Origin of the sequence: Corynebacterium sp. HMSC074C01, from assembly GCF_001814605.1 — a bacterium.
Classification (GTDB): Bacteria; Actinomycetota; Actinomycetes; order Mycobacteriales; family Mycobacteriaceae; genus Corynebacterium.
On record NZ_KV817272.1, the window covers coordinates 1 to 12,708 of the forward strand.

General features: G+C 59.4%; 9 protein-coding genes. 2 read left to right on the forward strand and 7 right to left on the reverse strand.

The annotated features are described in order from the left end of the window. On the reverse strand, positions 1-3,274 hold a 3,274-nt coding region (locus tag HMPREF2978_RS03810), incomplete at its 3' end, for a YPDG domain-containing protein (protein WP_070744137.1). Between the two features lie 599 nt (positions 3,275-3,873). Then, a complete protein-coding gene (locus tag HMPREF2978_RS03815; protein WP_070744139.1) occupies positions 3,874-5,166 on the reverse strand; it encodes an adenylosuccinate synthase in 1,293 nt (430 codons plus the stop codon). 318 nt (positions 5,167-5,484) lie between these two features. Between HMPREF2978_RS03815 and HMPREF2978_RS13550 the strand changes: the two genes are divergently transcribed. Beyond that, the gene (locus HMPREF2978_RS13550; RefSeq protein WP_118781210.1) at positions 5,485-5,532 is read left to right on the forward strand and encodes a hypothetical protein; all 48 of its coding nucleotides are present in this window, start codon (positions 5,485-5,487) and stop codon (positions 5,530-5,532) included. A 1,059-nt stretch (positions 5,533-6,591) separates the two neighbouring features. Continuing rightward, positions 6,592-7,521 carry a hypothetical protein gene (locus HMPREF2978_RS03825; RefSeq protein ID WP_070744144.1) on the forward strand — a complete coding sequence of 310 codons (930 nt, stop codon included), beginning with the start codon at positions 6,592-6,594 and terminating at the stop codon, positions 7,519-7,521. A 12-nt stretch (positions 7,522-7,533) separates the two neighbouring features. On the opposite strand, the gene HMPREF2978_RS03830 is transcribed toward HMPREF2978_RS03825, so the two are convergent. The 5 genes from HMPREF2978_RS03830 to pyrE all read right to left on the reverse strand — a co-directional run bounded on the left by HMPREF2978_RS03830 (position 7,534) and on the right by pyrE (position 12,605). Then, positions 7,534-8,754 carry an FUSC family protein gene (locus HMPREF2978_RS03830; RefSeq protein ID WP_070744146.1) on the reverse strand — a complete coding sequence of 407 codons (1,221 nt, stop codon included), beginning with the start codon at positions 8,752-8,754 and terminating at the stop codon, positions 7,534-7,536. 158 nt (positions 8,755-8,912) lie between these two features. After that, positions 8,913-9,947 carry a class II fructose-bisphosphate aldolase gene (gene fbaA, locus HMPREF2978_RS03835; protein WP_070525780.1) on the reverse strand — a complete coding sequence of 345 codons (1,035 nt, stop codon included), beginning with the start codon at positions 9,945-9,947 and terminating at the stop codon, positions 8,913-8,915. Positions 9,948-10,132: 185 nt separating this feature from the next. Next, positions 10,133-11,329, reverse strand: coding sequence for a glycoside hydrolase family 76 protein (locus HMPREF2978_RS03840; protein ID WP_070525781.1), 1,197 nt, complete (start codon positions 11,327-11,329; stop codon positions 10,133-10,135). A 63-nt stretch (positions 11,330-11,392) separates the two neighbouring features. Beyond that, complete coding sequence (locus tag HMPREF2978_RS03845; RefSeq protein WP_046647153.1) at positions 11,393-12,067, reverse strand: TrmH family RNA methyltransferase; 675 nt, start codon at positions 12,065-12,067, stop codon at positions 11,393-11,395. Next, positions 12,060-12,605, reverse strand: a complete 546-nt coding sequence (pyrE, locus tag HMPREF2978_RS03850) for an orotate phosphoribosyltransferase (protein WP_070525783.1) — start codon at positions 12,603-12,605, stop codon at positions 12,060-12,062. The genes HMPREF2978_RS03845 and pyrE overlap by 8 nt, the downstream gene beginning before the upstream one ends. Between the last annotated feature and the right edge of the window lie 103 nt (positions 12,606-12,708).

Here is a 12,708-nt window from a genome sequence, read left to right on the forward strand (position 1 = left end):
GGTTGTTCGGATCCGTACCGTCCTTTTCCTCCTGCTCATCAGAGACACCATCACCATCAGAATCAACCAAGATGGAGGTAACAACAGTGAGCTTGAACTTGTCCGAAGCATCCTTGCCATCCTTGGATGCCTTAACCTCAATGTCGTAGGACTTCAGCTCAGCATCCTCAGGGACCGTGCCCTCGATGACGTTACCGTTGAGCTTTAGGAACTCAGGCAAACCAGTAACGGAAACCTCTGCACCGTCGGTAGCCTCGATTGGGATAGATACTTCCTCACCACGAGCCACCCGAGTATCCGGGATAGCATCGACCTTCACGTCAGCTGCCGGAGCATCCGGCTGCTCAACCGTGACGGTGACCTTGGCATCATCAGTCGAACCATCCGGGTAAGTCACCTTAACCGGAACCTCGATCTTGTCACCAGGCTTCGCATTCTCCGGAATCTTAACGTCGATAGAACCGTCCTCGTTAACGGTCACACCATCCGGAGTGCCCTCGCCCTTTTCAAACTCGGTGCCCTCCGGCGGAGTCGTATCGTTGCCGTCGCCGTCCTTAAACGTCGGCTTCTTAATCTTGACGTCGTCGCCCGGCTTACCAGAACCATCCTCATAACCAGGCTCGAAACTCTCGTTCTGCTTGGTATCAGGCGTCCCCGGAGCATCCGGCTCGCCGACCTTGACGGTGGCATCGACCTTATCCGTGGAGTCATCCGGGTAGGTCACAACTACCGGAACGGTGATGTCAGTACCTGGCTTAGCATCCTCCGGAACCGTAACAGTGATCTCACCGGTGTTCTTGTCAACCGTTACCTTGTTGTTGTCTGTCGGGAGGTCCTTCTGGTTGCCCTCCTTATCGGTGTACGTCGGAGTCTTGCTGTCATCCAGCTTGAACCCGGTGCCTTCCGGCTTCTCAGCACCCTTGTCGGACGGCTCACCGTTCTCGTCGGCTTCCTTGAACTCCGGGGCCGGAACCATGGCTTTCTCGCCAGGCTGACCATTAGCAGGCTTGTACTCCGGCTCAAGCTTGTCAGTATCGCGGTCCGTGGTTCCAAGTACGAAAGGCGCGTTGGCGGTAGCAGTGGTCTTATCCTTGTAGGTGACCGTCACCGGCACGTCAAGGCTTGCACCAGATGGAGCGTTTTTCGGGAAGGTGACAGTGACCTCACCAGTTGCGGGATCAACCTCAGCCTTGTAGCCCTCCGGGAGCTCGAAGCCTTCCGAAAGCTTGTAACCGGTGACTTCCTTCTCAGCGACCTGCGCCTTCAACTCATCTGCGGTGAGATTCTCGACTTCGTCAGTATCGGTGTTATCGAAGGTCGGGGCCTTGGAGTTCACCGGAGTCTCGACCTGTTCAACCTTCGTCTCCTCGTAGTGCGGCTGCCAACCAACCAGCACCGTAAACGCGTCTGCTGCAATCGCCTGACCGCGCTCCCCAGTCTCCTTGTTGACAGGGTAAAGATACGCCGTGAAGGTCGTCGTGGACTTAACACCCGTGGTGTCGAGCTGGCACGACGAAATCTTCCCTGCCTTCGGATCCTCAGGGGCACACTTGTGGACAACCTCACCGGTCTCCTGGTTGACCCACTCAATCTGGTACTGCAGGCCATCAACCCACTGGTTCGGCAACCCACCAGTCTTGGTCTCAACCTTCGCACCCGGCTTCGCTGGGTTCTGGCGGGTATCGTACTCGAGCACATCGAAGACCACGTAGTCCGAGTAGATAACGTTGCGGTTCTCCAGCAGGTAATGCTCGCCAGCACCATAGACTATGCCACCAGCCCACTTGCCCTCACCATTGAACACATACTGGCTACGCGGCAGGAAGGAGTTGTTGTAGAACGGCGTGAACTGACCGAGTCCCTCGGTTTCTTCCGTAGAGAAGAACAGCCAGTCCCAGTTCACGTGCTTCGGAATGTTCTTGATGCCACGGCCAGTAACGGACCTCTCCCAGCTACCGACGTCTGCAGCAGGCGCAACCTGGCCAAACAGGTTATAAGCATTGTGCTTCGAACCGTCAGGGAAGGTCACCTCAGCACCGTTATCGCGCGCCAAGTCGGTGTAGATAAGCGCCTTGTCGTCGTAGCCACGGTCGACGTTGTTGGTGACTCCGGTGTTGCGACCAAAAGATCCCTTGAACTGAAGCGTGTAGTTACCATCGCTGCCGACAGTGGCTTCAGAGGTCTCGGCAATCCACTTGTCCTTGCCCTCTTCGGCCATCTTACGCTTGATCCAGTTCTGCAGCGCAGTCTCATTACGGTTGGTCCATCCACGACCACGGATCTCATCAAACCCAAGGTCCTCGGCAGCCTTCGTCTTGATCTCATTGACCGCGTAGTCAGACAGGTAGGAGCCATAGACCTTGACACCAGTTGCCGGCACGTCCGCACCGTTCATCTTGTTCATCAGGCTTGGCGTGAACGCGCCTTGCGTATTGTACAGGTGCCAGAATAGATTGCCTTTGATCTGACCAGGGCCATTACCAACCACCGGGTTCTGATCAGCCTTATCACGGTGCATGATGTCGTGGCGGGTCTTCTCACCAAACGCGAAACGCGCGTTGACCACGCGGTCAGAACCGACATACCAGCTCATGCCACCCGGGGTGTCAATCGTTGCGGCGTTCGGGCCCATGTGGCCGAAGTTGTAACCATAAAGCTGGGTGAAGTTATCCGTATCCGGGTTATCCACCCACACACGAATCTTCTCGTACTGCGGGCCATTCGGGTCTGCGTCAAACTTGACGACCTCGCCCTTCGCATTGTTGAACGGCTTCATGTTGATGGTGTAGTAACCATCTTCACGCGTGGTGGTGGTATATACCGGTGAAGTAACGCCACCCTTCTCAGTCCACTGAGCATAGACACGCACGCCAGCCATCGGAATCGGCTTCCACGGGTCGCGCGTACCCGGGTAAACCGAAAGGTCACCATCGCGCTGGTGAATGACGTAGCCCTCGATAGATTCGTTGGTGCCCTGCTCAGCACCAGACTCGATGGCGCCCTCAACCTTAATCGGCTGGTCACTAAACTCGTACCGCTGCTCATCTACCACAGACTGGTAAACGCCATCGGCATTCTTGCCCGGGTACTTGACGCCATTGCCAGCGGCGTTCGGCTGGCCGGCCTCGGCCGGGGTGCCAGCAACCGCAGCTACCGGGAAGTTCGGAGATACCGAGTGGACAAAGGGGCCCACCATAGCAATAGAGAGTGCAGCGGCAGCAATGGTAGTGCCGCGACGGCGTACAGCAGTACGCTTGATTTCCTTCTTGCTCATACCAAGAAGTCCTTTCCTTAAGACTTGAAAGAATCGATCACGCTAGGGATACGTGACCGCGTAAGGGACTAACCGGCTTACGCAACCGAGAGCAGCTCACACTTATCACTTTGGAAGAAGGTCAGAGGATCCAAAGGTCTATGAACAAACTCGGATCTAATGTTAGCCCCGTTTACAAATTAAAGAAACCGTACGGCAGCCTGAAAATTTCATGAACAGAGCTTTCTGTCACCGACCAGAAAAAGCACATGTTTGACCTGCCCTTTTCGATGCGACTGCGACACGCGGCTGTAATTGTTAAATAGATCACGTCGCCACTTTCGCAACATTCACCCCAGGAATGTACTCCTAACGGGGTTGTTTTATACAGGGCGGTGGAAGGCGGGGATGCGCGAGGCGTCGCCAAGCAGGGCGTACTTGGCGCGCAAATACCGCCAAAGAAACACAAACCGCCCCGCTCCTTCCAGCATCATGCATGCCGATGATCGTGTGCACAATGCTGCGGGAGAAGCAGGGCGGTGGTTGTTGCGCTGTTACTACGCGGCGCCGTCGCCGTTAGGCGGTTCCTAAGGTTCGTTTACCTTTGACTGGATGGCGCCTTACTGGTCTTGCATGACGTCGTGACGCACAATGGTCTGGTCACGGCCGGGGCCGACACCAATGTAGGAGATGCGGCAGCCGGAGAGTTCCTCCAGGCGCAAGACGTAATCCTGGGCCTTCTGCGGGAGGTCCTCAAAAGTCTTGCAGTCAGTGATGTCCTCATCCCAAGCCGGCATAGTCTCAAAGATGGGCTCGGCGTGGTGGAACTCGGACTGGGTAAGCGGCATCTCATCGTAGCGCTTGCCGTCGACGTCATAGGCCACGCAGATGGGGATCTCACCGATACCGGTGAGCACATCCAGCTTCGTCAGGAAGTAATCCGTGAAGCCGTTAACGCGGGTGGCGTAGCGGGCAATGACGGAGTCATACCAACCGCAGCGGCGCTTGCGGCCGGTGTTGACGCCGATTTCGCCGCCGGTGGTCTGCAGGTACTCGCCCCACTTGTCGAAGAGCTCCGTGGGGAAAGGACCAGCGCCGACGCGGGTGGTGTAGGCCTTGATGATGCCCAGGGAGGTAGTAATACGCGTCGGGCCAATACCGGAGCCCACAGCAGCGCCGCCGGCAGTCGGGTTCGAGGAGGTCACGAACGGGTAGGTGCCGTGGTCAACGTCCAGCATGGTGGCCTGGCCGCCCTCCATGAGGACGTGCTTGCCTTCATCCAGAGCCTGGTTCAGCTCCAATTCGGCCTCAATAACCATCGGGCGCAGGCGCTCACGGTAGCTCAGGAAGTAATCCACAACCTGCTCCGGCTCGATGGCCTTGCGGTTGTACATCTTCACCAGCATCTGGTTCTTAATGTCCAGGGCGGACTCGACCTTCTGGCGCAGGATGGACTCATCGAAGATGTCCTGCACGCGGATGCCGATGCGTGCAACCTTGTCGGCATAAGCCGGGCCGATGCCACGGCCGGTGGTGCCAATGGCGCGCTTGCCCAGGAAGCGCTCCTGTACACGGTCCAGGGTCTGGTGGTAGGGCGCCACGAGGTGGGCGTTGGCGGAAATCTTCAGGCGCGAAGCATTAGCGCCGCGGGCTTCGAGGCCATCGATCTCGTCGAAGAGGGCCTCCAGGTTAATCACCACGCCGTTGCCCAGGACCGGGGTGGCGTTTTCCGAAAGAATGCCGGCGGGAAGGAGCTTCAGCTCGTACTTCTCGCCGCCGACCACGACGGTGTGGCCGGCATTGTTACCGCCGTTGGGCTTAACCACGTAATCGACTTTGCCGCCGAGGATGTCGGTAGCCTTGCCCTTGCCTTCATCGCCCCACTGGGCGCCGACGATGACGATCGCTGCCATGATTGGTGTCACTTCCTATTTATTGAAGTCAAATACGCACCTACTTTACCCGCCATGACGGCGAAGCGGTGAGTTTGTGACATGGTCATCAAGAATTGCTTCGTTGGCGAGGCTTGGCAGAGTCCGCAGTGGGTTTAGTACGTGACTGGCTAGGCGGTTTCGGTGGCCGAGTCGTTGCTGCCAGAGCCCTCGTTATCGAAGTAAATGGTGTCATTAGTGAACATCAGGCGCGACTTGTCTGGGGTGCTGACGATGATGCTGTCATCAACAACAGCGATTTGGCCTTCAATGTCACCGACGCCGATTCGGTAGAGCCCGTTGCCCTCAATCTTCGTGCCGTTAGTAGGGATTTCGTCGTCATACTGAGTGAACTCAGTGCTGCCCTCTAGCGGCAGGAAGGTCACCAAGTTGAATTCCATGCCCTCCGGCATTGGGGTCTTGGCACCCTTGATGGCCCAAGTCCCGCCGTCGCCATGCGCACAGTCAATGGCGTTGTTTTCCTCAATAATGCCGCAGACCATGTTCCAGCCATCGGCGGAGATGGTGAAGAGCTCTTCGCCGCGGAGGTCTTCTTCATCCTTAGCCAAATCCGCGGACTCGGCCGGTTCCGAATCCACGTCGATGAAGAAGATGTCCGAATTCACACCATCGAAGGAGTTTTCCATGGACGTGGCTTCGGTACCCGGGCGCTTGTTTACTTTGCCCTCGACACCAACGATGTCGCCATCGGTCTTGGACTCATAGGTATAACCTTCACCATCCTCTTCTACCTCTAAAGAAGAGGACGTGATGTAAAGGGCATCCTCGTCCTTAAGTTCGCCCTTGGAGAAGAAGACGGGGACTTTGACATCCTCCCCATCAAACTCGCCTTCCAGCACCACGTAGCTGAGGAATTTGCAGGGATCGTATTCATCCTCACCAACGCTGACGTCCTCAAATTTCTCGGTGGAACCTTTCACGTAGGCTTCTTCATTCTCCAGGATCTTGCTAAGTTCGGTGTCCTCGAGGTCTTTATCCTCATCGCAGTTAGCGTTAGCGCTTGAGGAGGATGCACTGCTGGATGTCGACGTGGCCGTCGAAGAAGTAGTCGTAGCAGAACTCGTCACGGACTCGGCGGCGGCCTCGGTGAATCCAGGCTCCTCAGCTTCTGTCAGGGAACTGCCGATGAAGCTGCACGAACTCATCACAAGACCAGCGGCGGATACAAGCGCAAGGGTTGTCATACGGGCGGACATGGTGATTACCTCCAGCTGTTAGACAAAGAAGAATTGAGTGGAAGAGTTGAGTATTAAGAAAGTTTGGCGTTGTCTTGGAGCCTACTGGCAGAATGTGATGTGCACTACTTTTCTTGGGAAAGCTCCGCTGCTCGTGCGTTGCTGAAGGTGCTTTTTAGCCAAGCTCTCCCAACGCTTCTATGCTTCTTGTATGATCTGTGCGCTTTTAGACTGCGGCGGCCACCTCACCAACGCCCACACCACCGCTCTGGTTGGGGCCACCCAGCATGGAATACGTATCGAGCACTTCCGCTTCGCAGAGGTTCCCAGCCGGCAGGAGTTGAAGGCTATTGACACCCTGGCCAGCGAGATTCTTCCGGAGGACCCCACCCCATCGCTGGATGAGATTGCCGCGCAGCCAGACGTGAGCCACCTCGGCGCACCGGGGCCAGCACCCCAGGCCCCGTTCCTGAGCGAAACGCTGCGCGTTGTGGTCATTGGCAACGACGCTGCGCTTAGCGCCGTGCTGACCCGCATGATGCGGGCTGACTACCTGTGGGCCGAGGTGGGCTACGTTCCCACCGGGGAGCACTCCACCGCGGCGATGAATTGGGGCTTAAAAGCTAGCGAAACGGGCCAGGGCCGCCAGGGGCTCGGCGACCATGGAGCAGTGATGGAGGAGGCGCTCTCCTTTGCCATGACCGCGCCCGTCAAGCCGGCGCCGCTTATCCGCAATGACGCGGGCCTCGCCGTGGCGGGCTCGGCAACGATTGCGGAGTGGTCGAACGAGGAGATCACTGGTGAGATCATCGTTGACGATGCCGTGCTGCTGCGCGCGGACCGCGAGAAGGATGTCTTCGGTGCAAAGCTCGTGCCGATGACGGATGCGCCGGGCATCGTGGCGGCAAAGGCGATGACCAGTTTTGAAGCGGACGCAGCACCGCGCCGTGGGCTCTTAGCGCGCCTGCGCAAGCCTGCCCAACCTGGGCAGCTCGACCCCGCCAGCGTCATGCAAGGCCGGGCGGTACAGGCTGGCGGGCCTTCGCTCAGCGTCAGCGTTGATGGAGTCCGCGCAAAACGGCCGGTCAAGCGCGTGACGTTCTACCGCCACCTGCGGGACCTACAGATAGTGCGGCCCTAGGCAAGTACAGCCCTAGTTCTCTTCCCAGACCTCCGGCGGGTAGGCCGGGTGCTTGGAGGTGGGCACGAGTTGTGCCACGGCTGACTCGCGCGACATGCCGCACACCATGAGCAGGTCCACGATGATGGAGCGCGTCTGTGCCAGCACAGCATAGGCGGAGAGTACGGCTTCCTCGCCGGCGATGTCCATCGAGCAGCGCGCCCCCAGCTGGCGTAGGCGGTTGACTATCTCAGGAATGGCGTGCGCCTCATCCACGCGGCGCTCACGCGCGGTTTGGTGGGTATAGAGATCGGAGAGCTTCATCGTGATGTCAGCGAGTTCATCGATGATCTCAACTTGCTCGGCCGTGGGCTGGTCGCCGTCCTCGGCGAGCACGAGTGCACGGCGGGAGAGCACGCGGGTGCCGCGGACCATGTTGTCAACAGGAGTGAGAATGCGTTCCAGGGAGCGCACGGTGCGCTGCGTGCTCCACAGGAAGGGTGATAACCGTGCGGTTTCCGCGCCGCCCTTGGTGGCGTTGAGCATGTTGTTGATGTCATCCTGCGTGCCGCGCACGGCATCGCGGGCCTCCGTGATGGTCTCGGGATCGTTTTCTTCCAGTCCCTTAGCCACGTCGGAGAGGACCAGGGAGGTAATACCCAAGACCTTCGAGACTTCCGAGCGCCCCGCACGCAAAGGCGAGGAGGGAATCAACACGATCATTGTGATGCCAATGACCGCACCGATGATGGCGTCAACAGCGCGGGAGAGACCACCCATATCTTCCGGGGGAAGGATGGTGGCGATAAGGATGGCAGCGATGACGATTTGGTTGCTCACCATCTGCGAGCCCGTGACAAAGGAGCCGATCACTAGGGCAAGGCCGATGATGATGGTCATGTGAATGGGGCCGGTCCCGAGGGCGTCGACAAGCAGCGTGTCCACCAGCACGCCCACGATGCCGCCGATGGACATGTCGACCGCGCGCTTGAGGCGGTCACTGCCCGATAGACCAAGGATGATGATGACGGCCATCGGGGCAAAGAAGGGCTGCTCGTGGCCGAAGAAATCGTGCGCAACATAGAAGGCCAGACCCGCGCCCAGCGTGCACTGAATCATGAACACGAGCCGGTTGCGGATGCGCGTGAGGCGCGCCTTGAGCGACTTATCCACCAACCGCAACTGCTCGCGGGTGGTCTTGCGAACACGCTTGACGGTACTCGACGAATTCGACGATGACTCTTGCGCTTCCATGACTCCGGTATTTTACGCGTTCTGGCGGCAGCTTTGGATGAACAAAGCCACCCCTTTGAGGTCAAGGGGTGGCTTGTTGGCATGCGCTGACGCAGCTTAGAGCCTGCGGCTGCTAAGCAGCGGCGTCCAGGAGGGGCCGGTGTCAGCTGGGCATTAGATTACTTAGAAACGGTCTTGCCCACGGAGTGCAGGTCGGTGCAGGCCTCAACCACGCGGTCCGCCATGCCCTGCTCAGCCTTCTTCATGTAGGAACGCGGGTCGTAGACCTTCTTGTTGCCAACCTCGCCGTCGATCTTGAAGACGCCGTCGTAGTTAGCGAACATGTGGCGGGCAACCGGGTTGGTGAAGGCGTACTGGGTGTCGGTGTCAACGTTCATCTTGATGACGCCGTAACGCAGGGCCTCCTCGATCTTCTCCTTCTCGGAGCCGGAGCCGCCGTGGAAGACGAAGTCGAAGGGCTGGGAGCCTTCTTCCAGGCCGAGCTTCTTCACAGCAACCTTCTGGCCCTCGTCGAGGACCTCCGGGCGCAGCTTCACGTTGCCCGGCTTGTACACGCCGTGGACGTTGCCGAAGGTAGCGGCCAGCAGGTAGCGGCCCTTCTCGCCGGTGCCGAGGGCATCGACGGTCTTCTCGAAGTCCTCCGGGGAGGTGTAGAGGTTTGCGCCGGCCTTGGCCTGAACGCCGTCCTCTTCGCCGCCGACGACGCCAATCTCAACCTCGAGGATGATGTTGGCGTTGTGGGCCTTCTCGAGGAGCTCCTGAGCGATCACAAGGTTCTCATCGATCGGGATAGCGGAGCCATCCCACATGTGGGACTGGAAGAGCGGAAGCTCGCCGCGGTCAACGCGCTCCTGGGAGAAGGCGATCAGCGGGCGCACGTACTCATCCAGAACTTCCTTCTGGCAGTGGTCAGTGTGCAGCGCAACGTTAATGCCGTAGTTCTTAGCAGCCTCGTGAGCGAAGGCAGCCAGTGCCTTGGCGCCGGCAACCTTGTTCTTCACGGACAGGCCGGAACCGAACTCGGCGCCGCCGGTGGAGAACTGGATGATGCCGTCGGACTCAGCCTCGGCGAAGCCGCGGAGTGCGGCGTTGATGGTTTCGGAGGAGGTGCAGTTAATTGCCGGGAATGCGAAGCCGCCCTTCTTGGCGGTATCCAGCATCTGGTTATAAACCTCAGGGGTTGCAATAGGCATGAAATTCCATCCTTTGGAGTTGCTGTGCAGTAAGCCGTGCCGTCTCACAAACCAGCGAAACAACACGTTCCAACATCCAAGTATGCCTGTTATTGTGGTTTTCCGCCGCGAGATGAGGTGTGACCTCACTTAAACCGCGCCGCGCACGAGCATTTTCAGCCCGCCTAGCTGGGACGATGCCGCTTTTATTTGGATTCTGACTTGTACTTCACAATCCGGGTGCAGGCCTCCAACAACATCCAACCGGACAACTGAACGGACAAATCACGCTCAGCCACGCGGATGATGCCCATCTTCTGGCTCAATGACGTGGGCCCGAAACCGTAGTTATGAGGCAGCTTCGCATCCGCGGTCCAATCGGACCCGAAGATAGGCAGGCCGTCCACTTCTAGGCGGTGTTCCCACACGGATTCTGCCGAGGCCGTCACGAGGCGAGCGGCCAGCTTCTTCGTCGCGCGGTTCGCCGGGGAATCACCCGGCAGGCGCACCGCCACGTCCGCGAGGTAGCGGGCGAGGATGCCCTTGAACAGGCCCCCGTCGCCGTCGCCAGTCTGCCAGTCGATGACTCCCGTGTACGTCGCCATGCCCGTGGCCACTGCTTGGACAAGGCCACGGATACGCGTGGTGTAATCCATCATGTCCGCGGCGAGCTCGGCCTCGTGGACAGAATCGATATCCTCCACGGAGCGCAAGCCGGTCTTCTCCCGCAGCGCCAGCACGATTTCCAAGCAGGCGCCAAGCACCACGCCCTGGCAGTAGGGGTGGATGTTGCGGACGATCTCCTGCCCATCCATACGCATGCGGATGCCGTCCATGACGAAGCCATCGTCATCGATGAGGTGATCGTAGATCCAGTCCACGATGTGACGAGCTTCCTCAACCCGGCCCATGCGAGCCAGCATGATGGCACCCGGCCCGTTGGAGGGGACATTGAGGAAGGTCTCGCCCTCACGCCAGGGCAGCACGCCCACCTGCGAGTCGATACCATCGCGGATGTTGTGCTGCAGGCTGCCCAGCTTCTTGTGGGGGCGCATCTTCTTAAGCTCACCAGCGCGGGCGATGGCCAGGGCCATCCAGGCCTTGTCGTCGTAGTAGCGGTTCTTTGTCAGTGGCTGGAGGTTGCGCACGTGGACGCCGCGGATGGTGTTGGCGATGAGCGTGCGGCGCGCCTTGGTGTTCTTGCGCAGGGCGGCGTCGACAAGACAGTCCAGGTAGTGTGCCTGCCACCAGTAATGCCAGTGGACGAAGAGTGATTCCTTGGTGGTGGGTGGCCAACTCACCACGGCAAGGTTGGTTCGGGGCAAGCCCCACACGGCTTGCGCGTGGCGCTCATTGATGGCTGTTTCCGCAAGGTCGGCGCGGTGGGACCATTTCTCTAACACTTTTGTCTCATCATTCTCACAATGTGAATTCGTTACCTAGATGTAAACACAGTGCGCGGGATCTCACCAAGCTTTTGATAAATCCGCATGCTGCCGAATCCATGCATGCATGGCAATGCCCGCGGCCACACCCGCGTTGATGGAGCGAGTAGACCCAAATTGCGCGATGGAGCAGGTCATTACTGCTGCATCCTGGGCCTCCGGGCTAACCCCCGGACCTTCCTGCCCGAAGAGGAGCAGGCAGCGCTCGGGCAGCTCCGCGGTTTCTAGGGGGACACACCCGGGGGTGTTATCGATGGCCACGACGGTCAGTTCCTGGTCCGCCGCCCAGGCCATCAGTTCGCTCACGTCCGCGTGGTGCATGAGGTGCTGGTACCTGTCGGTGACCATGGCGCCGCGCCGGTTCCAGCGGCGTCGGCCAACGATGTGGACGGTGTCGACGGCAAAGGCGTTGGCGGTGCGCACCACCGTGCCGATGTTGGCATCGTTCTCGAAGTTCTCGATGGCGATGTGCAGTGCGTGCCGGCGCTTATCGATATCCTCCCGGATCGCCTCGCGCGTCCAGTAACGGTAGGCGTCGACGACATTGCGGCGGTCCCCCTCCGCGAGAAGCTCGGGATCGTATTTCTCCGCTTCCGGACCTTCGGGCAGCGGGCCTTCCCAGGGGCCAACGCCGTGGCGGCCCTCGTTCCACTCGGTGGGACCTTTGGCCTCCGCCTCTTCTTCGGGCTTAGGCAAGGTCGAGATCCTCAAGGCCCAGCAGGTAGCGGTATTCCAGGCCCTCGGCGGCGATAGCTGCGCCGGCATCGGTGTTGCGATCCACCACGGTCGCCACGCCGACGACTTCGGCGCCAGCCTTGCGCAGCGCCTTCACAGCGGTCAGCGGCGAGTTGCCGGTCGTGGTGGTGTCCTCCACAACGAGCACCTTCTGACCTTCGACGTTGAAGCCTTCGATCTGGCGCTGCATACCGTGCTTCTTGGCTTCCTTGCGGACAACGAAGGCGTCAATGGCGCGGCCATCGGCGTGCATGATGGCCAACCCGACCGGGTCCGCGCCCATAGTCAGGCCACCGGCAGCGGCGTAGTCCCAGTCGGCGGTGAGCTCGCGGAGCAGCGAGCCGATAAGGCGCGAGGCCTCGTGCTGCAGGGTGGCGCGACGCAGGTCCACGTAGTAGTCGGCCTCCTTGCCGGAGGACAACGTGACCTTGCCGTGGACGACGGCCAGCTCCTTCACCAGTTCTGCTAGGCGTTGCTTCTTCTGCTGATCCAGGCTCATCGCTCGCTCCTTAAAGTCTGTGGCTTTCTAGCCGTGAAAATCCGCCCTGTAGTTTACCCTCTTCCGCGCGGGCGGCCGCCACATCCAGGGTTGCTGGCACATC

Bases quoted from the DNA above. Each gene is read 5' to 3' on its own strand.
- HMPREF2978_RS03815 (WP_070744139.1), bottom strand. From the start codon at position 5,166: ATGGCAGCGATCGTCATCGTCGGCGCCCAGTGGGGCGATGAAGGCAAG.
- HMPREF2978_RS03825 (WP_070744144.1), top strand. From the start codon at position 6,592: ATGATCTGTGCGCTTTTAGACTGCGGCGGCCACCTCACCAACGCCCAC.
- HMPREF2978_RS03830 (WP_070744146.1), bottom strand. From the start codon at position 8,754: ATGGAAGCGCAAGAGTCATCGTCGAATTCGTCGAGTACCGTCAAGCGT.
- fbaA (WP_070525780.1), bottom strand. From the start codon at position 9,947: ATGCCTATTGCAACCCCTGAGGTTTATAACCAGATGCTGGATACCGCC.
- pyrE (WP_070525783.1), bottom strand. From the start codon at position 12,605: ATGAGCCTGGATCAGCAGAAGAAGCAACGCCTAGCAGAACTGGTGAAG.